The 21,267-nt window shown below is 42.9% G+C and carries 20 protein-coding genes; 9 read left to right on the top strand and 11 right to left on the bottom strand.

All coding sequences use genetic code 11. The features are described from left to right. Positions 1-730: 730 nt before the first annotated feature. From nblS to purD, 4 genes are all read right to left on the bottom strand, one after another. Complete coding sequence (gene nblS, locus HWQ41_RS08955; protein WP_292761632.1) at positions 731-2,677, bottom strand: two-component system sensor histidine kinase NblS; 1,947 nt, start codon at positions 2,675-2,677, stop codon at positions 731-733. Positions 2,678-2,897: 220 nt separating this feature from the next. Beyond that, positions 2,898-3,242 (bottom strand): XisI protein, encoded by a 345-nt coding sequence (locus HWQ41_RS08950; RefSeq protein WP_292761631.1) that lies wholly within the window; start codon positions 3,240-3,242, stop codon positions 2,898-2,900. Further along, positions 3,230-3,436, bottom strand: a complete 207-nt coding sequence (locus tag HWQ41_RS08945; protein ID WP_292761629.1) for an element excision factor XisH family protein — start codon at positions 3,434-3,436, stop codon at positions 3,230-3,232. Before HWQ41_RS08945 ends, HWQ41_RS08950 begins: the two co-directional genes overlap by 13 nt. 11 nt (positions 3,437-3,447) lie before the next feature. Beyond that, a complete protein-coding gene (gene purD / locus HWQ41_RS08940; RefSeq protein ID WP_292761638.1) occupies positions 3,448-4,749 on the bottom strand; it encodes a phosphoribosylamine--glycine ligase in 1,302 nt (433 codons plus the stop codon). A 620-nt stretch (positions 4,750-5,369) separates the two neighbouring features. Here purD and HWQ41_RS08935 point away from each other — a divergent pair. From HWQ41_RS08935 to HWQ41_RS08915, 5 genes are all read left to right on the top strand, one after another. Continuing rightward, positions 5,370-6,323, top strand: coding sequence for an NAD-dependent epimerase/dehydratase family protein (locus HWQ41_RS08935; protein WP_292761628.1), 954 nt, complete (start codon positions 5,370-5,372; stop codon positions 6,321-6,323). Between the two features lie 488 nt (positions 6,324-6,811). Beyond that, positions 6,812-8,242 (top strand): dihydrolipoyl dehydrogenase, encoded by a 1,431-nt coding sequence (gene lpdA / locus HWQ41_RS08930; RefSeq protein WP_292761626.1) that lies wholly within the window; start codon positions 6,812-6,814, stop codon positions 8,240-8,242. Between the two features lie 97 nt (positions 8,243-8,339). Beyond that, on the top strand, positions 8,340-9,230 hold the full coding sequence (trpC, locus tag HWQ41_RS08925; protein WP_292761624.1) for an indole-3-glycerol phosphate synthase TrpC: 891 nt from the start codon (positions 8,340-8,342) through the stop codon (positions 9,228-9,230). Between the two features lie 243 nt (positions 9,231-9,473). Next, complete coding sequence (locus HWQ41_RS08920; RefSeq protein WP_292761636.1) at positions 9,474-9,725, top strand: DUF5340 domain-containing protein; 252 nt, start codon at positions 9,474-9,476, stop codon at positions 9,723-9,725. 461 nt (positions 9,726-10,186) lie between these two features. After that, positions 10,187-10,855, top strand: a complete 669-nt coding sequence (locus HWQ41_RS08915) for a carbonic anhydrase (RefSeq protein WP_292761623.1) — start codon at positions 10,187-10,189, stop codon at positions 10,853-10,855. Positions 10,856-11,594: 739 nt separating this feature from the next. On the opposite strand, the gene HWQ41_RS08910 is transcribed toward HWQ41_RS08915, so the two are convergent. The 3 genes from HWQ41_RS08910 to HWQ41_RS08900 form a co-directional block, all read right to left on the bottom strand. Then, positions 11,595-11,753, bottom strand: a complete 159-nt coding sequence (locus HWQ41_RS08910) for a YqaE/Pmp3 family membrane protein (RefSeq protein ID WP_292761621.1) — start codon at positions 11,751-11,753, stop codon at positions 11,595-11,597. 141 nt (positions 11,754-11,894) lie between these two features. Further along, positions 11,895-12,242 (bottom strand): translation initiation factor, encoded by a 348-nt coding sequence (locus tag HWQ41_RS08905; RefSeq protein ID WP_292761619.1) that lies wholly within the window; start codon positions 12,240-12,242, stop codon positions 11,895-11,897. Between the two features lie 23 nt (positions 12,243-12,265). Further along, a complete protein-coding gene (locus tag HWQ41_RS08900) occupies positions 12,266-12,436 on the bottom strand; it encodes a hypothetical protein (RefSeq protein WP_292761618.1) in 171 nt (56 codons plus the stop codon). A gap of 402 nt (positions 12,437-12,838) precedes the next feature. Here HWQ41_RS08900 and trpB point away from each other — a divergent pair, with 402 nt between their 5' ends. The 4 genes from trpB to HWQ41_RS08880 all read left to right on the top strand — a co-directional run bounded on the left by trpB (position 12,839) and on the right by HWQ41_RS08880 (position 17,196). Beyond that, complete coding sequence (gene trpB, locus HWQ41_RS08895; RefSeq protein ID WP_292761616.1) at positions 12,839-14,074, top strand: tryptophan synthase subunit beta; 1,236 nt, start codon at positions 12,839-12,841, stop codon at positions 14,072-14,074. An 877-nt stretch (positions 14,075-14,951) separates the two neighbouring features. Further along, positions 14,952-15,479, top strand: a complete 528-nt coding sequence (locus HWQ41_RS08890) for a CAP domain-containing protein (protein ID WP_292761615.1) — start codon at positions 14,952-14,954, stop codon at positions 15,477-15,479. Positions 15,480-15,928: 449 nt separating this feature from the next. Beyond that, on the top strand, positions 15,929-16,477 hold the full coding sequence (locus HWQ41_RS08885; protein ID WP_292761614.1) for a CAP domain-containing protein: 549 nt from the start codon (positions 15,929-15,931) through the stop codon (positions 16,475-16,477). Between the two features lie 89 nt (positions 16,478-16,566). Beyond that, complete coding sequence (locus HWQ41_RS08880; protein ID WP_292761612.1) at positions 16,567-17,196, top strand: ribonuclease H-like domain-containing protein; 630 nt, start codon at positions 16,567-16,569, stop codon at positions 17,194-17,196. Between the two features lie 514 nt (positions 17,197-17,710). Here HWQ41_RS08880 and HWQ41_RS08875 read toward each other — a convergent pair. The 4 genes from HWQ41_RS08875 to HWQ41_RS08860 are packed head-to-tail and all read right to left on the bottom strand — an operon-like array spanning position 17,711 to position 21,201. Then, positions 17,711-18,115, bottom strand: a complete 405-nt coding sequence (locus HWQ41_RS08875; RefSeq protein ID WP_292761611.1) for an NIL domain-containing protein — start codon at positions 18,113-18,115, stop codon at positions 17,711-17,713. A gap of 60 nt (positions 18,116-18,175) precedes the next feature. Next, positions 18,176-18,883: an actin-binding WH2 domain-containing protein gene (locus tag HWQ41_RS08870; protein ID WP_292761610.1), complete on the bottom strand. Its 708-nt coding sequence runs from the start codon at positions 18,881-18,883 to the stop codon at positions 18,176-18,178. 42 nt (positions 18,884-18,925) lie between these two features. Next, complete coding sequence (locus tag HWQ41_RS08865; RefSeq protein ID WP_292761608.1) at positions 18,926-19,630, bottom strand: actin-binding WH2 domain-containing protein; 705 nt, start codon at positions 19,628-19,630, stop codon at positions 18,926-18,928. Positions 19,631-19,653: 23 nt separating this feature from the next. Beyond that, complete coding sequence (locus HWQ41_RS08860) at positions 19,654-21,201, bottom strand: FAD-binding oxidoreductase (protein WP_292761606.1); 1,548 nt, start codon at positions 21,199-21,201, stop codon at positions 19,654-19,656. Positions 21,202-21,267: the final 66 nt, after the last annotated feature.

Here is a 21,267-nt window from a genome sequence, read left to right as displayed (position 1 = left end):
TCTCTAGCCTCCCTCTCCTTTATAAGGAGAGGGATTGAGGGTGAGGTAAGCCAGGAACATAAATTGTATGTTATTTAACTCTTATTCCTTAGTACAGAATTTCATAAGAGGTAGGTTGGGTGGAGCGGAGCGCAACCCAACATATATCAGGATGTTGGGTTACGCAAAGCCTCCACCCAACCTACAATTTTTTTGCAACATTTTAGCCTAGACGCTCCACTACAAGACTTAAATTATTTGAAAATTTCCGGTAGCAAATCAGTTTATAAGTTCGTTATAACAATTGTTGCAATGACTTAAACGTTTCTTATACATGGAGGAGTATTTGTTGCAAAGCATTAAGCCTTTGTGGCAATTGCTTATATGTTTGCAGGAAATACTTAAACGTTTCTTATATATGGAGGAGTATTTGTTGCAAAGCATTAAGCGTTTGTAGCAACGGCTTATATGTTTGCAGGAAATACTTAAACGTTTCTTATATATGGAGGAGCATTTGTTGCAAAGCATTAAACATTTGCTGCAACTGGTTATATATTTGCAAGAAATATTTAAGCGTTTCTGATGAATCAAGCAACGTTAGCTGCAAACGTTTAAATTGGAAATATAGACATAGAGTGGATTACGGCTTTAGCCTAACGCACCATGTGATACGTTAGGCGCTCCTATCAAATTTGTCGTGACAAATCATCTCAAAATTAGATTACAACGAGATATGCCCGATCGCTAACCTTCAAGTTGTGGTGATTTTGGATGCTTCTACAATAGGTTCAATTTGTATCGGTGGCGTTTTTTCCTCAAAGGCGGCTAAATCGAACCAAAAAGTGGTGCCAATGCTGACTTCACTCACCAGATGGACTTTACTACGATGTCTGTCGATGATATTTCTGACAATCGATAAACCTAAACCCGTGCCTTCTAGGGTGTGAACTCGGTTTTCTACGCGGAAGAAGCGTTCAAAAATTGAGTGTTGATCTTCTGTGGCGATGCCAATTCCAGTATCGGAGATTTCAATCCGCACTGGAGCAGATTGGGTGTGACTGGGTTTGAAATCTAGTTGGTAGGCGCGGATTGCAACTTTACCACCGGCTTTTGTGAATTTAAGGGCATTACCAATTAGGTTGCCAAAGACTTGTACTAACAGATCATAATTACCCATTACCAGGGGCAAATTAAGAGCAACTTCCTGAACAAGTTCAACACCTTTATCCTTCGCATTGAGTTGGTAAGTACGCAGGGTTTGCTCGATCGCTTGGGCTAAATCTACGCCATCGAAGCTGTAGTTACGACCAGATTCGAGTTTTGACAAATCCAAAACATCGTTAACTAGCCGGGTTAGGCGATCGGTTTCATTGTTGACAGTTTGCAGAAACTCTTGCCGTTCTTGTAAAGCTAAGTCTTCGCCGTAGTCGTGCAAGGTTTCAATATAGGTTTTAATGTTGAATAGAGGCGTTCGCAGTTCGTGAGAAACGTTGCTGATAAATTGGCTTTTTGCATCGTTTAATTCCACCTCACGGGTTATATCTTGGACAGTAATCGCAATACCTTTGATGCTTTCTCTTTGCAGGTTGAGTACTGTCGTCAAGAGAATGCGGATCGTCCGTGGGATAGGTTGGTTAATAAAAATTCGGAATTCGGCGCTTTCGCATTCGCCTGCTGCCATTTCGTACAAGGGACGGGTGATTTCCATTTGTACCGATGGGGGCAAGTGATGTAATACATTGCAGCCTACCACATCAGTAGTTTCCCAGCCAAAAATCCGCCGCGCTGTGGGGTTGACTAAAATCACCTGCATGTTGTTATCAATCAACACAGCACCATCGGCGATCGTTGAAACTAGGGTTTCTAGCTTGGCTTTTTCTGCGGTCAGTTCCTCAATATTCTGTTCTTCATAGCGCTCTAATCGCTCTGCCATTTCATTAAAGCTTAAAATTAACTCCCCCAGTTCGCCCCCCAAAGGTAAATCAATGCGCTGCTTGAAATTCCCGGTTGCAATTTGTTTCACCCCCACCAGCAATTCTTTAATCGGCTTAGTGATGGTCAAAGCGTTAATCACTCCTGCCAAAATCACCATTACCCAAATCGTGATAAAAACGGCAATGGTGACATCGCGGGTAAAATTGGTGGAGATAACAGCGGTCTGATTAGGGTTGATACCGATCGCTAATACACCTAAGTATTTTTTATTGACGATCAGGGGAATAAATACATCGGTGACTGTCCCATCTGGGGTCATGTGTTGCCGCACCATCGGCTTTTCCCCATCACCAGGGTAATCATCTGGCAGTTGTATCCGCCGTTTAATGGTGAGGGAGTTTTCTACCTCGGCTTCCCAAAAAGGAATGCCAAAAAAGATTTCCCCGGTTTCATCGGCGTAGAGCATATAACGCACACTAGAGGTGCTGCTATAGAAGCGTTGGGAAAATTGGGCCACCTCACTAAGATTATTATCAGCAACTAGGGGAGCAACGTTGGCAGCAAGCAGCAGTCCCAAGTCACGGCCGAAGCGGGTGTCATTCATCCGCGCATCCTGCTGAATTGTATTCACAGCCCAGAAAGTCAGACCACTCATCACCAACGAAACTACCATTGTGGCCACAGCCAGCAGTTTGGTCTGGAGGGTGAACTCCGACCACCAACTAGCGATCGCATCTCGAATTGTTTTTAACAGACTTAGCATCTTAAATAAAGTTGTTAGTAGTCTTTGTTATAAAGCCCAACAACTTAAAAATTAACAGTTAATTTGACAAATATGTTAGGGGCATTGAGAATGGAGGAATGCAGGGCTTTCAAATTTTGAGCTAGTTGTCCGGCTCAGGTTAGCGGCGGCTACTAAATTTGAACTCAGTACCAAGATATTCCTACCGTCCGCCGCACCGGATTGTCAGAAAACGCCAGAGCTACGATGCTACTGCAAAATCTGTGTACTGCCGCATCTTAGGCTCATGGAATGCCAACACTATATCTTCATTGGCAACACCTGCACGAACTAGGTCAGTTGCGATCCCATCTTCAGTCCAATCTTCCTCAATCCAGAATTTGCGATCTCGAATCCGAACGTAGACGGTCATACCAGTAATGCGTTCGCCATTTTGCCAACCAAGGTTCATCCAAATATAGTGACCCTTTGGCTCATCCATAATCAAGAATGTTTCGATGTCTCGGTTAGGACGATGGTTACATAGTTCTACATACTCTGTCAGGATACGCTTGATTATTTTAGGATACTCAGTTAATTTATCCATTGTGTGATCTCCTCTGTATCTGTATCGACGACAATGAGTGGAAGTTGATGTTTGTGCAGGATGAGTTGAATCACATCCTGGTTGAAAAAGCTTTGATAAGCGATCGCACCGACAGCAACGTAAAGTTTACGGTCTGTCGCTGTTTCCTCTAGAAGATAACGGTAGATGTCGTACTGACCGAGAGTCTCTTTCAAAACGCGATCGCTTATAGAGTTTGCTCCCCATGCTTCACACTCACCACTCGATGACCAATATCTCTCCGGTAATATATTCCCTCAAACCGAATATATTTGATACCTGCGTAGGCTTGGGCGATCGCTTGCTCAAAATTTTCTCCAATTCCAGTCACATTTAATACTCGACCCCCATCTGTCACTACTTCTTGTTGCTCGTTCAACTTCGTACCTGCATGAAATACAGTTGCTCCTGTTGCCTCTGCCTCGCCAATGCCAGTAATCACCTGGCCTTTCTCATATTCTCCTGGATAACCACCTGAAGCTGCAACGACAGTGGCAGATGCTCCCCCTTTCCAAGCAATGGGCGGCAATTGACTTAAGCGCTGCTGTACACAGGCTAGAAGCAACTCTTCTAGGGGTGTTGCTAACAGTGGCAAAATCACCTGGGTTTCTGGATCGCCGAAGCGACAGTTAAATTCTAAAACTTTGAAGTCGCCATCGGGTGCAATCATTAACCCAGCATACAGCACGCCTCGGTAGTCAATGCCTTTAGCTCGTAAAGTGGCGATCGCTCTTTCTAAGACTTCTGTTTGAATGCGTGCCATCAACTCTGGCGTAGCGATGGGTGCTGGGCTGTATGCTCCCATCCCACCAGTATTTTCCCCTGTATCGCCCTCACCAATCCGCTTATGGTCTTGAGCTGGCAGCAAGGGTCGAATTGTCAACCCATCCGTTAACGCTAAAACTGACACCTCTTGCCCAATTAAACATTCTTCAATGACGACAAATTCACCAGCACTGCCAAACTGCCCCTGAAAAATCGCATCAACGGCACTTTCTGCCTGTTCAACTGTTTCAGCCACCGTTACACCCTTACCAGCCGCCAAGCCATCAGCTTTGACAACAATTGGCGCTCCCTGTGATTTTACGTAAGATTTTGCTGCTACTGCCTCCGTAAATACCGCAGCCCGTGCCGTCGGAATCCCTGCTTCTTGCATCAGGGCTTTTGCCCAAGCTTTACTCGCCTCAATTTGCGCTCCCGCTCTGACTGGGCCAAATACCATCAATCCTTTGTCTTGGAGATAATCTGTGATTCCCTTCGCCAAGGGGACTTCTGGCCCAACTATCACCAGAGTTATGCCATGTTCTAAAGCATATCGGCTCATGCCCTCAAAATCATCTACTGCTAGAGCCAAGTTCTGGCAACGTTCCATACTTGCTGTACCCCCATTCCCTGGTACACAGATAACTTGCTCAATTTGCTTAGATTGCAACAGTTTCCATGCCAGAGCGTGTTCGCGCCCCCCATTACCTACAACTAAAACTTTCACTGATTTCCTCGTGCGTCCCTTGCGAAACGAGAATGCCCGATTCGGCTCTCGCGGATCAATTTTTTCATCAATTCTCACACTTTTGCAAGCCCCCTCATGACTAAAAAAGCTGATAAGCAGGGGGCAATAAGAAATATATAGGACTCCTATTTGATTTTTGAACAAGACTCAGTACCGATCTATCCCTTCTTTCCTGTTAATAGTTCCCTATTAAGAGTTTCCTGCCCACGCAAGTAAATTCAGGAATCAAACCGGATTTCTATAGCTATTGAATTTATACTGTATTTATTCTTAAAATCCAACTTAGTGAATTAGGCCAATTATAAATGTTATTAATAGGACTTACGCACTTACGACGAAAAAATAAGGCTTTGCGATTGCTTCCCTTCGGTCGCAATGACGAAATTACGTTATTGTTGCGTAAGTCCTGATTAATAGCAATAATTCAATAAATATACTGACCTTGTTCCAATATAGGTACAATGTTTAAGTATTTATGATGATTTTTGTCAGAATTGAAATAATTGACTAAAAAAATCATCTTCAGTAATGACGATCATTGATTACAAGTATTAACCTGTGAATATGCAGATTAATGAAAATATCAAACAATAGGGAACATGACTAAAATTATTGTTACTGGAGCCGCTGGCTTTATTGGTTCTCATCTTGCAGAAACATTGCTGCGACAAGGAGAAGAAGTGATCGGGATTGATGAATTCAATGATTACTACGATCCGATGTTAAAGCATAAGAATGTTGCACACTTACATCAGTCACCTGGCTTTACATTAATTGAAGGAGATATGCAGTTTTTAGATTGGCAGAAACTCCTAAAAGATGTTGATGTAGTTTACCATCAAGCGGCACAAGCAGGTGTGAGAGCAAGTTGGGGTAAAGCTTTCCGAGGTTATACAGAACGAAATATTAACGCTACACAAGTTTTGCTGGAAGCAGCTAAGGATGCTAAACACCTGAAAAGGTTAGTGTTTGCCTCTTCATCGAGTGTATATGGTGATGCAGAAACATTACCTACCCACGAGGGAATTTGTCCTCAACCAGTTTCTCCTTACGGCATTACGAAGCTAGCAGCGGAGTTTTTGTGTGAACTGTATCACAAAAACTTTGGCGTGCCCTGTGTGACATTGCGCTATTTCACAGTTTATGGCCCCAAACAGCGCCCAGATATGGCATTTAATAAGTTCTTTAGATCCATTTTGCAAGATGAGGCGATTCCTATTTACGGCGATGGCCAGCAAACGCGGGAGTTTACGTTTGTTAGTGATATCATCGCCGCCAATTTAGCCGCCGCCACCGCACCCCAAGCTGTGGGAGAAATCTTTAATATCGGTGGCGGTAGCAGAGTAGTTTTAGCAGAAGTCTTGGATACGATTGAAGAAATTGTCGGCAAACCAATCAAAAGAAACCACATAGAAAAGGCGATGGGAGATGCCCGCCACACTGCTGCTGATGTATCTAAAGCGCAGAAAATTCTGGGATATCAGCCGCAAGTCTCCCTGAGAGAGGGTTTGACACAGGAATGGCAGTGGATTAAGTCGTTGTATTCACTCTAGTGATTTTCGTAGTGATAAGCATTTGAGTAATGCTTAAGCTTGTCAGTTACTGGATTCTTGAAGGCTAGGGTTTTGAATAGCAAATGAGGAGCAGCCAGTTAAAATCTAGATAGATGAAAACTGGGAACATTAATGATATTGGTGGCGAATTAACAGCTCTCATGGGTAGGTTTTCAGATAATACCAATTTTTTGGGTTTTAGAACCAAAATGATTGTCTGAAACCTTTAAACTACGTTCAATAGTTGGGAATGTTCTCAATTATTTCTCGGAAACCTAAATACCTACCCCTGAAAGCACTCCCCACTCTCTCTTGGAAGTATAAAAAAAATAAGTATATAGATTTGACTATAATTACTGAAAACATCCATCTTTTCGCCAAAAGCGCATGAATCATAATTTGAGTTAGCAACACCGGAACCTTAAAGGGGTTGCGTTGATTGTCGGTCAAGTTGAGAATAAATAGGCGAAGCACACGGGGAAACTAACGTGAGTCAAGGATTTGATTACGATTTAGTAATTATCGGCGCTGGTGTAGGCGGACATGGCGCAGCCTTACACGCCGTAAGTTGCGGTCTGAAAACAGCGATTATTGAAGCGGCTGATATGGGAGGAACCTGTGTTAATCGGGGCTGTATTCCTTCTAAGGCGCTGCTGGCAGCATCTGGACGTGTGCGGGAGTTACGCAATGCCCACCATCTCAAGTCACTAGGAATTCAAATTGGTAGCGTGGAATTCGATCGCCAAGCGATCGCCAATCATGCTACCAATCTCGTATCGAAAATTCAAGGCGACTTAACCAACAGCCTCAAACGTCTAAAAGTCGATATCATTAGGGGTTGGGGAAAAATCGCTGGGGCGCAAAAAGTCTCTATTACCGGAGACGGTGGTGAAAAAACCATCACAGCCAAAGACATCATCCTTTCCCCTGGTTCAATTCCTTTTGTGCCTCCAGGCATTGAAGTAGACGGCAAAACTGTCTTTACTAGCGATCAAGGTGTGAAGTTGGAGTCGCTACCAGACTGGGTAGCGATTATTGGCAGTGGTTACATCGGCTTAGAATTTTCTGATATTTACTCAGCTTTGGGTTGTGAAATCACCATGATTGAAGCCCTAGATCAGCTAATGCCAGGATTTGACCGCGATATTGCCAAACTTGCCGAACGGGTACTGATTACTCCCCGCGATATTGAAACCAAAGTGGGGATATACGCCAAAAAAGTCATTCCCGGTTCACCTGTGGTGATTGAGTTAGCAGATTTCAAAACCAAAGAAGATGTAGATGTCATCGAAGTAGATGCTTGCTTGGTGGCTACGGGACGCATCCCGGCGACCAAAAATCTCGGTTTAGAGTCTGTGGGTGTGGAAGTTGATCGGCGGAATTTTATCCCAGTTGACGATCGCATGGCAGTGCTGTCAGCCGGTGAAGTAGTGCCACATTTGTGGGCAATTGGTGACGCTAATGGAAAGATGATGTTGGCACATGCGGCTTCTGCTCAAGGCATCATCGCCGTAGAAAATATAGTTGGGAGGGAAAGAATAGTAGACTATCGCAGCATCCCCGCAGCGGCGTTTACCCACCCAGAAATCAGCTATGTGGGCTTAACAGAAACAGCAGCCAAGGAGTTGGGACAAACCGAAGGGTTTGAAGTCGCCACCAGTAAGAGTTACTTCAAAGGGAATTCCAAAGCGTTGGCAGAAAATGAAGCCGACGGGATTGCCAAGGTGATATATCGCAAAGACACAGGAGAAGTCTTGGGCGTTCACATTTTCGGACTGCACGCCTCAGACTTAATTCATGAAGCGTCAGCCGCGATCGCAAACCGTCAATCTGTGCAAAGCTTGGCACATCTAGTTCACGCCCACCCGACACTTTCGGAAGTCTTGGACGAAGCTTATAAACGAGCGATCGCCATTTAGTCATTTGTCCTTAGTCATTTGTCCTTTGCTAATAAACAAGGACAAATGACTAATGACTAATGACTAATGACCAATGACCAATGACTAATCACTAATTATGCAAATCCGTCGTCGTTCACCTAACCCAGCTATTAATGTATCCATGTTACGTTATCAGGCTGCCGTGCCTGACGGGGCGCCAAACAACATCTTGGAGGAAATTGTCTGGCAGAAAGAAGCAGAATATGACCAAATGCGGGAAAAGGTTCCTTTGCAGGAATTGGTCAAGCAGGTACTAACTGCGCCGCCTACCCGTGATTTTGTCGCCGCTTTGCGCCAAGGTAAGACTAAGCCAGCGTTGATTGCCGAAGTTAAAAAAGCTTCACCCAGTAAAGGCGTTTTACGAGCAGATTTTGACCCAGTAGCGATCGCCCTATCTTATCAGCAAGCCAAAGCTAGTTGCCTTTCTGTGCTGACAGATGTCAAGTTCTTTCAAGGTAGTTTTGACAACTTAGCCAAGGTTCGGGCGGCGGTAGATTTGCCCCTACTATGCAAAGAGTTTATCATTTATGCTTACCAGATATACTTAGCGCGGGTTCAGGGTGCAGATGCTATTTTGTTGATTGCGGCTATCCTGGGCGATCAAGATTTGAGATACTTCCTGAAAATCGCTAACAAGCTGAAAATGGCAGCCTTGATTGAAGTCCATAGCTTGGCAGAACTTGACCGTGTGTTAGCCTTAGATGGGGTCTCCTTAGTAGGAATCAATAATCGCAATTTGGAAGATTTCTCAGTTGACCTGCAAACTACTTGCGAACTTTTAGCTGCAAGGGGTAGGCAATTGCAGGAGAAAAACATCCTTGTTGTCAGCGAGTCAGGACTACACAACCCAGATGATTTAAGTTTGGTACTTACAGCCGGTGCATCTGCTGTACTCATTGGAGAATCTTTGGTAAAAGAACCAGATCCCGGCGCAGCGATCGCCCGTATCTTGCCGGCGAATTTCTGAAATAAATACCTCCCCTGCGCCCCTTAGCGCAGGGTAACTACACAGAATTGTTGGGCGATCAGGCACACTATGCGTAGATACGCAGCACTTTGCCGTTAAGTATCATCAATATCTTTGCCAAATCTTCATTGCTAATCAAATCAAAGCCATAAGCAACTAGTTATTTATTATGTAACAATTCATTAACAAGAGATAAACTCTGACTAATACAAAATCCCAAATATGAAATCAAAATTAAACTTCATGGAGCAAATTCCTCTACCTTCACCTATTCACTATGAACTTATACTTCAACTTTTAGAAAGACAAACCATGTTAGCGGTAAATGATAATCCCGATTTACGGCATCAGGTGAATCAGCTAATTATTACTCTCCGTAAAGCTGCCGTGCAACAAAAACGACTAGAAGAAATTTGCGAGTTTTCCTCTGTAACTATTGATCACCGTTGGTCGATCAACCATCATCACGATAGCAAAGTTGTTGCCCCCGATTGAAGCTAATAACTTAATATCTCAACCTGAAATTTGGCATCTTTGTTAAGTTAGCTTACCACCATCAGAAAGTGTCTCTGTCTATTGAAGAGACCAGTACTCAAAACTTCCGCCGCACTTGCTTGACTCAAATGCACAGTTTAGGGTGTGATTTAAAGTAATTCGTAATTCGTCGTAATGACTTAACTTTTTACAATTTATATAGGACTCGTATTTGATTTTTGAAATAACTCGGTACACATCTATTCCCTTCTTTGCTGTTAAGAGTTCCCTATTCTCTGTTCCCTCCCTACGCAAGTAAGTTCAGGAATCAAATCGAATTCCTATACAATAATTATATTAATGCTGTAGAAAACAATTGTCATCTTGATAAAATTTTAGCTGTGAAAAAGTTCATATTGACTTAGAGGAAACTGTAGATCAGCTAAAATATTGATGAGATTCTCTCTCGAATTTGACGAAAGATGAAATATAACAGCATTGATGAACTATTCAGAAATAATCAGGCTTGGGTTGCCGAGAAACTAGCTATAGACCCAACTTACTTTCAAGAATTATCTAATGGACAAACACCACCTTTTCTATACATCGGGTGTTCTGATAGTCGTCTGGCATTAACAAGCTTTACCCGTACAGAACCAGGAGAGTTATTTGTACATCGTAATATTGCCAATCAAGTTTCTCTGACGGATATTAACTTTTTAGCCGTTTTAGAATACGCAATTTTACATCTTACGGTGGAACATATTATCGTTTGTGGTCACTACGATTGTGGAGGAATTAAGGCGGCTTTAGAAGGGAGAACCATCGGAATTCTTGATAACTGGGTAAATCCAATTCGAGAACTGTATTTACAGAAACAAGAAGAAATTGATGCCTTGCCAACAAGAGAAGAACGTCTGAATCGTTTGGCGGAAATCAATGTTGTGGCGCAAGTAAAAAATCTTTACCAAACTTCCATCATGCGTCAGGTACTCTATGAGCGAAAAGCGCCTATGGTTCATGGCTGGGTACTAGATATACGCACTGGGCTGATTAAAGATTTGAACGTTTCAACTGTGCAATGGCAATTGCATATCTGCCCGTTGCTTCTAGAGTTTCGACTCTACGCCATGTTAAAAAATGAGAGTTAATTCGCTATTTACCGCCACACAAAAATATACATTGGAGACGTGATAAATCGTATATTTACAACTTTTATTTTATAGCAGGGAACTCTTAATAGGGAACTCTTAACAGGCTTGAAAGTCTCTTGGTGTCAGTGTTTTCTGATTAGCTGATGTCAACCGCTACCTGGCAACTGCTATAAGTGAATTGAAGAAGAATTAAGAAGTCAGAATTAAGGAGTTAGAATCGAATGGCACTAACAAAAGCCCAAAGGCTTGTGTCACCTCGTTCCCAGTCTTAAGACTGGGAATGTATTCAAAAGAGGGCTGCTGCCTCTGGTCAAGAAAGAGGAGGCGGCAGCCCCCCAAGATGGATTCCCAGCCTGGAGACTCTTAACCAGTTAGGGCAAGGGCTGTATCTTAACTTAGTGCCATTCGAGTCAGAATCAATACTTCGGCAAGCTCACTAACCATTAGTGGGGGATTCAACCCGCTACTGATAGCGTAGCGTTAGCGAGTCCGCGAGCGTCTTGAAGACCACCAAATCTACGATTGGGTGGGGGTCTTAAACCCATTTATTCAGCCGCCAGTCGTAGAGAATCCATTCTGAATTCTGACTTCTGACTCCTGAATTCTGTTTCGATAATTTGCAGACATCCAATTTATAACCCTTTCCATAGAGGCAATTCATGAATTGCCTCTTTGCAAATATTACTCTGACTCAGTAACGCCGAGATTGGTACACTCAACCTACCCCTACAAAGAATTATTTCTTAGCAATTATCCACACTGCATGAATAATCCCAGGAATGTAACCAAAAAGCGTTAAAAGTATATTAATCCAAAAATCTATACCAAAACCTACTTGCAAAAAAACTCCCAAAGGCGGTAAGAAAATGGCACACAGAAGACGAACTAAATCCATTTGAACCTCCTGTTAATCTTACAAAAGACAGCTTGTCGGCGAAGTGACTCACCACTGCTCAAGTATATTTGTACCTCTCAAAGATAACATTACCACTCTCAATTTACGTCACAGTTAAGATGCGGTAAACCGCACTCCAGATTAACCACCGCTAATTTTGGCTTTATAACCTAGCTTGGTCAAAATCTCGACAATTTTCTGCTTGTGTTCGCCCTGAATTTCAATTTCGTTGTCTTTAATTGTCCCACCTGTCCCACACTGGCTTTTCAACTGCTTCACCAAATCTGCCAAGGTTTCGGGTTTGGCTTCAAAACCGCTAATCACTGTGACGGTTTTGCCTTTGCGTCCTTTGCGGGAAGCTTGTACTTTGAGATTTTGTTGTTGTGGGGGCAGTTCTGGAATTGGTCTTTCTGTGGCGGCGGAGTTGTCGTTGCCAAATTCGCGGTAGACAAAGGCTTTGTCGGAAGATTTGGGATTGGAAGAAGACATAAAATGAATGTTTAAGAAAAATTTCAAAGGCAGTGGAAACTTCTACGCAACCATTCTGCTGGGATATCAATTTCTAGGCTAACATCACAAATCCATAGCAAGGGATTCAAAGTAATTGGGCATTGGGGATTGGGCATTGGGCATGGGGCATGGGGCATGGGGCATTGAATATTAACGATGAATTTAGTTCCCATTCCCCATTCCCCAGATATACCCCAGACTTTCTATCAAATAATGCTGAGAACAAGAGAGCTTTTAGCCAGGGGATGAAAGCTAATTTCCTGCCAAAATCAGACAGTCTTTCATGATAAAATAAAAGTGCGTAAATACAGGATGAAAAACTCCATAACAAAAAAAAACATATTTACGCATTCAACAAAGTAGCCATACAGCTAGGATAACCTAGCCAAGGTGGGTAGGGCGTTTTGACAGTGCCACAACGAATTGATTTGTTTATAAGATTAAATAAATCAGCTCGTAAACGTTGCGGAGTCGGGCTTATAGCTCGCGTAGCAACATCCGTTTAGAATCCCTCGCGCTTCTAGCCGAGGGAGATGTCAAAATAATTAAATCATTCCCGTCATCGAAAACAGCCTGTGACTACCACTCCCCTCTCTCCAAGTTCAACTGCTCAGGTTCCCGATACGCTAGGTCGCTTTGGACGCTTTGGCGGTAAATATGTACCTGAAACGCTGATGCCTGCTCTTGCTGAACTAGAAACAGCTTATCAGCAATACCGCAATGACCCTGGTTTTCAAGCAGAACTACAGCAGTTATTACGGGACTATGTAGGACGCGCCACACCATTGTATTTCGCTGAACGCCTGACTGCTCATTATGCCCGACCCGATCGCACGGGGCCGCAAATTTACTTAAAGCGCGAGGATTTAAATCATACTGGCGCTCACAAAATTAATAATGCCCTCGGTCAGGTATTGTTGGCGAAACGCATGGGCAAGCAACGGATTATTGCCGAAACGGGTGCTGGACAACATGGAGTTGCCACAGCTACAGTTTGCGCTCGTTTTGGGCTGGAATGCGTGATTTACATGGGTGTTCATGACATGGAACGCCAAGCTTTGAATGTGTTCAGAATGCGGTTGATGGGGGCAGAAGTCCGTCCGGTGGAAGCGGGAACGGGAACTTTAAAGGATGCTACTTCTGAAGCAATCCGGGATTGGGTGACAAATGTGGAAACTACTCACTACATCCTGGGTTCGGTAGCAGGGCCCCATCCTTACCCGATGATGGTACGTGATTTCCATGCAGTAATCGGCGAAGAAACTCGCGCCCAAGCAATGGAAAAGTGGGGTGTATTACCTGATATTCTCTTGGCTTGTGTGGGTGGAGGTTCCAATGCGATGGGACTATTCTATGAGTTTATCAATGAGTCTTCTATACGGTTCATTGGGGTTGAGGCAGCAGGAGAAGGTGTCAATACCCAAAAACACGCAGCAACCTTGACAAAAGGACGAGTTGGTGTATTGCACGGAGCAATGAGCTATCTGCTGCAAGATGAGGATGGGCAAATCATTGAGGCACACTCAATTAGTGCAGGGTTAGATTATCCGGGTGTGGGCCCAGAACATAGCTATTTGAAGGATACTGGTCGCGCCGAATACTATAGTGTGACGGATGCAGAAGCTTTGGCGGCATTTCAACGATTGTCGAAATTGGAAGGGATTATCCCGGCATTGGAAACAGCCCATGCGATCGCCTACCTCGAAACCCTATGTCCCCAACTAACCGACAGTCCCCGGATTGTAATTAACTGCTCTGGACGCGGCGATAAGGATGTACAAACAGTAGCCAAGTTGTTAAATGATGCATGAAAGGGAACAGGGAACGGCAAACTCTTAACAGGGAAAATTAAGCCAGACACAAGGGGATTGGGTTTCAACCTACCTTGCGATACAAGGATTTTTTCGCCCACGAGGGGCGAAAGCGCGTAGCGGGACGAAGTACGGCTTAAAACCTTGCAACTCTACAAGACGCTACCGCGAACGGGGCTAATTCTGTCTTTTCTGTTAAGAGTTAAGAGTTCCCGCTCCGTTGGCGCAGCCTCTCGTAGAGAAGGGGATGCGTAAATATAGCAGTTCTCGTACCCTGCGCGAAGCCGCTACGCGTCTATGGATGCAATGCATGGTAGGGGCACAGAAAAAGCTTATGGGTGTCAACTTAAGGTAAAAGCAAGTCTAGAAGCAGCTTTTAGAGATTATCTCTGATCTCGCTCCCAGTCTGAGACTGGGAACGCGCCTCGTTGGGGCTGCCGCCTCCCTTGCTACCAGGAGGAGCATTTCCAGCCTCTGGCTGGAAACGAGGTTTTAAAGGAGTTTTAGCTTAAGTTGACACCAATGAGCTTTTTCTGTGCCCCTATGAGTAGTCTGTATTCCATGCACCAAGGTAATTAAGGAGCGTATATTGCGCGGGTGTTGCGCGTGGTACAGGAAGAGTTAGAAACCTTCTACCAAAGCTAGTCGCCCAGAGGTTTTAGTGGAGAAATTTCTGCCATTTATATAGAAATAATCATACTAACGGTAGATGTGAATTTTTCATAAACATGAGTAATTTTTCGTAAGATCGTGAATTTAAACGTTTGCTGGTAGTTTTTGAACATAAAACCCCATAAACAAAGGTATATAGACATATAACCAATTTGTCATATTGACATTAGTTTAGTTAGATTGTCCGCAACTTTACTTCCAGCAAATGATTAAAAGAACAATCTACGGACTTGGTTTAAGCACTATAATTCTCAGTAGTGGTGCGATCGCTACTCCTGTAACAAATCCAACTTTTACGCTGATATCTTCAAATGTATCAAATAATGCTGTTTATCTCGTAGCATCTAGCGTCAACACTGCTGGTCTAGAAGAGTCGGTTTTCAACCAAATTAATAACTACAGAGGTTCCCAAGGGCTAGCAAAGCTGACTCGTAATTCTGCTATCGATAATCAAGCCAGGATTCACAGTCAGGATATGGCTAATGGTAAAGTTCCCTTTGGACATACGGGATTTTCAGAACGGATTCAAGCAATCGGTATTTCCTACAGTGCAGCTGGTGAAAATGTTGCTTTTAACCAGGGATATAGTAACCCTGCCAAAACAGCTGTTCAAGGCTGGCTCAACAGTCCAGGGCATCTAGCCAATATCAGAGGTAATTATAATAAGACGGGGATTGGTGTCGCTAGCAACAGTGCAGGCGGAATCTACTTCACACAAATTTTCCTTCGCTGATAGATTTGGTAAAATTTAGGTTTTTTCTCAAATTCCCCAAACTTCAGCTTGTTAGCAAAGCTTTTGCTAAATGTAGAATAATGTAGTTTAAATGACATTTCTTTAGTGATTCATGAAAATCTTAAATTCTCAGCAAAAATAACCGTGATTTTCATGAAGCTGACCGAAACAGTGCTGTTAGCGGATAGCTAAGGTTTAGCTAGTGCTGAGTGAAAAGATTCATAAGTACTACTTTTTACTCATTACTTGTTACTCATTATTTCTTACTCAGGGTTCAGGACTCAGCACTCCTGAACTATTGACAATTGGAAATGATTGTTTGTACTTCCTATACAAGGATATAGCCAGATTGCCGAAATTCATCAATCCTTAACAGTATCGTGGTATATATCGTCGGAACAATAAGGTAGAGTAGAAGTCTTATATCCCTACACATTACGCAATTCTCCATGTTCCGACAAACTGCTTTTGGCATCGCTTTAAGTGCGCTTGTCCTTGCTAGTGGATTAACGACTGTTCCGATACCAAATTATCCTTCTACAAATACATCCACCCGTAATAAGCTGTTGTCGCTTTTTTCCAGTCAGGTTGCAATATCGACTCCTACTTTTAAAACTACGGAGCTAGAAAAATCAGTTTTTGACGAAATTAATCGATATCGGGCTTCTAAAGGACTGCCAAAGTTGACCCTAAATGCAAATATCACTCGACAGGCAAGAATTCATAGTCAAAATATGGCTAAAGGTAAAACTCCATTTAGCCATCAGGGATTTGAACGGCGAGTCAAAGCTATCCCTCTTCGCTACAACAGTGCGGCGGAAAATGTTGCTTTCAACCGGGGATATAGCAACCCTGTGGACGAAGCTGTTACTGGTTGGATCAACAGTCCCGGACATCTAAAGAATCTTAAAGGAAATTACAACCTGACTGGAATTGGCGTTGCTACTAATAATCAAGGCGAAGTCTACCTGACACAACTTTTCTTTCACACTAGGTAGATTTAATTTCTGATTTTTTTGCATAATAATAATGTAGTGTCTGACAAGACTTTTGTCTGCTGGACACTGCTATTATTTTTGAATAATTCATGACATTACAAGATTTTCAGGTGAGCGATCGCGACCTCAGTGATGCTGCTCTTTCTCAGTATTTAGAAGGGGTGGCGATCGCAGTTGATACAGAAACTATGGGATTATTGCCCCTGCGCGATCGCTTGTGTCTTGTCCAGCTGTGCAACCTCGAAGGGAAAGTGACTGCAATCCGCATAGCCAAAGGACAAGCTGACGCCCCAAACTTAAAAAAACTCTTGGAAGCGGCGAATGTCGTAAAAGTGTTTCACTTTGCTCGCTTTGACCTTGCCACTTTGCGAGCTAATTTGGGGATTCAGGTTGGCCCTGTTTTTTGCACCAAAATTGCTAGTAAGTTAGCCCGTACTTACACAAATCGCCACGGACTCAAAGATGTGGTGCAAGAGTTAGAACAAGTGGAACTGGATAAAAGCTCTCAAAGTTCTGATTGGGGTAACGCCGCTAGTTTAACTGAAGCTCAACTAAGTTATGCTGCCAATGATGTGCGCTACTTACTTAGTGTGCAGCAGAAGCTAATAGAAATGCTCAAACGAGAAGAACGTTGGGAAATTGCTCAAGAATGTTTTGAATTTCTGCCAACGATAGTTTCCTTAGATTTGTTGCAATTTAAAGATTTGTTTGAACATTGATCACACATCGGACTTACGCACTGTACAAAGTCATCGTGATGTGCATTAACGAAAATAGGTTGTTCCAGGTTTTGATTAATTATCCTTTGATAGTAAATAGACCAGGACTTACGCAAACAATAGCCGAAAAGAGTGATTTTCTGGTAGGGGCAATTCATGAATTGCCCCTACAGCGAGTGGTTTTGCGTAAGTCCTATAGACCATACTGTAGGGGCACAGAAAAAGCTCATTGGTGTCAGCTTAAGCCCAAACCCCTTTAAAACCTCGTTTCCAGCCTCTGGCTGGAAATGTACCTCATTGGGCTGCTGCCGCAAGTCAAGAGGCGGAGCCTCGTAGTAGGCATTCCCAGTCAGAGACTGGGAACGAGGCAATCTCTAAAAGCTTCTTTTAGACTGGCTTTTAGCTTAAGTTGACACGTATGAGCATTGCTGTGCCCTTACGAAAGATGTGGTTTTTAAACTTCTCCATATTTGGTATTTCTTGTCAATGCGTAAGTCCTAGACCTGACAGACTGCTAGATATTTGTAGAGATTGCCTGTACAGGACAGCTAGGGATACACTGTTCGCAGACTATACAGCGCGATCGCGTGAATGTCAACTTGTATGTCTCTGGGTGGAGGGTGAGGGCTTCGGTAGGACAAACCCCAGTACACAAGCCACAGTGGACACAGGCATCTGGGTCGATCGCAATTTCGCCTAATGTATAAGAAACGTTAACATGGCGCGATCGCATCCACTCAATCGCCGCATCTAATTGATCGATGTCTCCCGCTAGTTCCACTACCAGTTTGCCAATTTGATTTGGGGCAACTTGGGCGCGGATAATATTGGCGGCGACGTTGAACTCTTTGGCCAGTACGTAAGTCACTGGCATTTGCACAGCGCGTTTCGGGAAGGTGAGTGTTACTCGTTTTTTCACAGGTTTAGCATATCATAAAGAATTTATCGGACATGATATAAAACACGTATAAATCTTAGATTAACGCAAACCGAAAATTTCGGAAATCGCCTTGACAATATCCAGATAGAAGTTGCCTTTCACCGCCCGAAACAATTCAAATTTAGAGTCAGGGGCACCAAAAAACGGTCTGAGAAACCATCCTAACTGCATACCAACAAAGGCATAAAGCAATAACCAGGATCTTAAAATAGTGGTGCGGGTTTTTTTGCCAACTTCATCTTGTTGAGAAAGTAGTTGCATTCCTTCATACAGGAATTTCACGCCAAAGATGCCTGTAATGCCAAAAATTAACACATTCAACAGTTTAAAAAATTGATAAGAATCGGGTGTAGTGATTAGAAAAAATAGTGTCACTGGTGCCAAGCTAAATAAAAGCACGCTAATCACTGATACAGATGTGAGCAACACAACGAAATGTTGTTGAATACTGCTCCGGGAACCAAACAAAACATTAAAAAAGAACAAAGTTGGAAAACAAATGATCAGTGTTAATAAATAAAATACTGGAAGTTTAATAGCTCCAGATAATGCCTGTGCCCAACTATGGGATGCGCCGATAATTGCGCCATAGATGGCAAAGAAAATGGAACTAGTTACGAATAGAGAACTAATTTTATTTTGTAATCTTACTCCGTGACGAATTTCTTCTAAGAAAGACTGGCGATCGCGGAGTAAATTAACCAAAACACTAAGTTGTTGAATTCCGCGATTTTGTTTTCCCAGCATAATTTTATATGTTGTATATTTTATTGAATTACTAATGATTAATTAACGGATTCCCAAGAGATAGCTAATAGCTTGAATCACACTCAGATAAAAATTACCTTCTCTTTCGCGGAACAGTTGAAAGACAGAATCAGGTGTGCCAAAAAAGGGTCTGAGAGTCCAGCCTAACTGACTGCCTACGAAAGCGTAAAGAAATAGCCAAAATTGTAAAATTTTCTGGCGTGTCTTGCTACCTTCATTATCTTGTTCTAAAACTAAACTCGTGGCGTGATATAAAGACGAGACACCAATAAATCCAGTCAATGCAAAGATCAAGACATTTAACAAAATTAAAAATTGATAATTATTGGTGGTAATTAAGAAAAACAGTGTGATTGGTGCAAAGCTAAATAAAAGTACGCTCGTGACTGAAACCGCAGTTAATACTAATGCTAAATGCTGTGCAAAAGTCCGCTTTGAACCAAAAATAATGTTAGCAAAAAACAACGTCGGGATACAAATCAGGAGTGTGATTAAATAAAGGGCTGGGAGTTTAATGGCGGAAGACAAAGCTTGCATCCAACTATGATATGCACCAATGATTCCGCCATAAGCGGCAAGAAATAAGGAACTGCAAACCAGCAGAGAAATGATTTTAGTTGGTAATCTTGTACCTTGGCGAACTTCCTCTAGAAAACCTGGGCGATCGCGCAGGAATCCAATCAGCACCGCAAAGTATTTTATCCCTAAAGATTTCCGTTCAATCATGTTATTTTCACACAGGTAAAATTCTAAGTTTCATCTGAGTAATCAGCGCCGGAACCATACTTCCAGGCATCAATCAAACGATGCCAATAATATTGTTGTTCATTTGGTTGATTCTTAATCCATGTTTCTAGCATTGGACTTAGCCAAAACAAGGCAGTATATACACCTAAATTACTGTAATGTAACATCCAATCTAACAAACTTCCTAAACCTACTTGTGGAATTATCTTGGCAACTAATCCCGGATGAGATAAACCAGTTTTTAACAGGGTTTGCGTTAGTGCCGAAAACTGCACTATATCCTGTAAAAATGGTTTTAGCACTGGTGTACCCAACTGTTGCATTTCCTGAAATACCGCCGAGAGTAGTTGATTAATTTGATCTGGAGCAATTTTCTGATTTACACCAACACTCATCGCCCTTTGAAACAACCAAGTAACAGTCAAACTTGGCTGATAGGGTTGCAGTAGTGCAATCGCTTTTGCAGATAATTGTTCCGTTTCCAGCGCTTCGTAAATGCCATAAGTTAAACGCTTCAGGTGACGCACCATTGCCCCAAAACCACCAAAACTCAAGGGAGATTGACTACCACTGCTATCTCCCACTGGTAGAATGCGATTCCAAGGGGTTTTTAGGGGACTTTGGCGATAGGTGGGAAAGAAACCAAATAGCGATCGCTGAAATTTTAGCTTGCTCAATTCCACTCCCTGATATTCTGGTAAGAGACGCAGATATTCCTCAAATAGAGCTTCTAAACTCAAGCGTTGAGGATGTGCATCCATGTAGGTAAACAAGTAAGTGGTTCTGCCATCTCTGGCGGGGAAGGCTTCCCAAAAGTACTGACATTGATTCTGCAAAGGTGTGAATGATAATATTAAGTCGCCTGAGTTATTTTCGGGAAAACCTTGGGCGCAACTTCCGACAACTAAGCACAAAGCGTCTGGTTTTTTACCTTGGCGTGCTTGTTGGGTGATGGGTGAAAAATGTCCCATCGCGTCGATTAATAACCGAGTTTTGAATTGGTTATTTACCATCACCCCATCTGGATGAACCACAGCTTCAGTAAAGGGTGTATTTTCTAACAACTTTCCCCCAGTGGCGAGAAATCGGGTTTTCAAAGTAGCTAGTAGATAAACTGGATCTACGCCGATATTCAAAACATCCTCTACCCAAACTTCTGTACCGCCATCAAAACTAACTCGCGCTGGGTTATATTGAGTGGCGATCGCACTTGCTAATTCCTCCTCTGTTAGCAAGTTCAATTCCACAAATACATCTAATTCTTTGCGAGAAATATTCCACTCTTGTTCCCTCCCCCGGAGAATTCCCCCTTCCAGCAACGCCACCCGCAGCCCCTTCACCGCCAAAGCACAACCAATTAAAATGCCCAAGGTGCCACCGCAGATAATTACATCGAAGTCTGCGACACCTAAAGGCTGTTGACTTTCTTTAACTAACGTTGGGATAGGTGCGGAGTTTTCACGCAGAGATGTTAAGATGCGATCGCTTTGGCGCAACCCTGCTAATGCATCGCCGGGTAATTGGGAAAGAATTTCTTCAGTTAAAGACATTTTGGAAAAATTTAACTCTACATTCCAAAACTACCTGAGAATGAAGAAAGTAGATATGATTATGGA

The organism is Nostoc sp. NOS(2021) (assembly GCF_017115025.1).
Classification (GTDB): Bacteria; Cyanobacteriota; Cyanobacteriia; order Cyanobacteriales; family Nostocaceae; genus Nostoc.
This window is presented reverse-complemented; position numbering and strand designations above follow the sequence as displayed.